The organism is Streptomyces sp. NPDC051664 (genome assembly GCF_044453545.1).
GTDB lineage: Bacteria > Actinomycetota > Actinomycetes > Streptomycetales > Streptomycetaceae > Streptomyces.
This window is the reverse complement of sequence record NZ_JBITCU010000125.1, coordinates 1-1417: the sequence shown is the minus strand read 5'-3', so window position 1 is coordinate 1417 and position 1417 is coordinate 1. Positions and strand designations below refer to the sequence as shown.

At 69.0% G+C, this 1417-nt stretch carries 1 protein-coding gene; it reads right to left on the bottom strand.

Translation table 11 applies throughout. From position 1 onward, the window contains the following. Positions 1-91: 91 nt before the first annotated feature. Positions 92-1348: an IS701 family transposase gene (locus ACIA8E_RS41955; RefSeq protein ID WP_399307377.1), complete on the bottom strand. Its 1257-nt coding sequence runs from the start codon at positions 1346-1348 to the stop codon at positions 92-94. Positions 1349-1417: the final 69 nt, after the last annotated feature.

Here is a 1417-nt window from a genome sequence, read left to right as displayed (position 1 = left end):
CCGCCGGATACGGAGACTTCCGTCCCACCAAGACACCCTTCCTCGGATCTGCAAGATCCATTGTCAGAGTGTCCACACCACCGGGGTCGCCTCAGGCGTGGGTGCGTTGGTCCAGGCTCGCCAGCAGCGTTGGAGGGTGGTCCAAGGGTCGAGCCAGGCCCGGACGGCGCGGATCGCCTTGGGCCAGCTGGCCGTTTGGGGCTGGTGGGGTCTGCCTCGGCCCCCTCTCAGCCGGTCCCGCCGGGGTTGCGGCCGGCGGGACCTCGGGGACAAGGGCGAGTTCCTGGTCTGGCAGTTGAGTGAACCAGGTGTCCCAGCAGAACGAGAAGGCGCAGGTGACCAGGGTCTGGTGGCGGCGGATGGCGGTGTCGGAGCGGACCTGGAAGTCGGCCCAGCCGAGTTCGTCCTTGACCTGCTTGTAGCTTTGCTCGATCCAGTGCCGGATGCCGTAGATCCGGACGACTTCGTGCAGGTCAGCGGCGGGTTCGGGGCTGTCGGCCCCGCGTGGACTGCCGGGGCGGGGCAGGTCGGTGGCCAGGTACCAGGTGGCTTGTGCGGGCAACGTGGTCGGGTCTGCGGTCGTCACGACCAGGCGGACGTTTCCGTCGGGTCCCCACCAGCCGAGGTGGGCATCGGCGGTCCACCAGGTCTCGGTGTGCCCGTCGCGGAAGGTGCGTTCGACCGGGGTCCAGTCGCCGGGATGTTCGGGGTCCGTCCAGGTCAGGTCGCGGGCGGCGTCGGCGGGGATGTAGGCGTCCTTGCCGTAGGCCCAGGTGCCGTGGCTCGGTTTGAGGGCCATGACGAACGGCAGCCCTGCCGCGTCGAGTTGTCTGCGGAAGCCGTCCTGGTCGCCGTAGGCGCAGTCGGCGGCCACGGCTCGGAAGGCCACCCCGGCAGCCTTCGCGGTGCGGGCGAGTTCAGCGGCGATCTGCAGCTTCGTGCGGAAGTCGGGGTCGCTCTTGCCCTTGGGGAAGTGATGGGCGGGGCTGTAGGGCACGGCGTGCAGCGGGTAGTAGAGGTTCTCATCAGCCCAGCAGGTGGTCACCGTGACGATGCCGTTGTCGGTCTTGCCCAGCCGGCCCAGCCACTGCCGGCCGATGTACGCGGTCGCCTTCCCGTCCTTGCGGTCCCCCGAGTCGTCGATCACCAGCACCCCGCCCGGGTGCGGCGCGGTCGCTGGATCGGCGAGCAGCAACTCCACCCTGCGGGAATTGACCCGCTCGTGGTCCCACGTCGACTCGGACAGGAAGAACTGGAGCCGCTGCACCGCCGCGTGCTGGGCACCGACCACCGGCTCGGTGCCTGCCAGGCAGGTCAGCGTCGGGTCTGCTGCACGATTGGGTGACATCTGAACTGGCTTGCCCTGTGGGGCGGGTGGGAAGGATGTCGCTGTGCCCAAGCCTTATCCGGAAGAGTT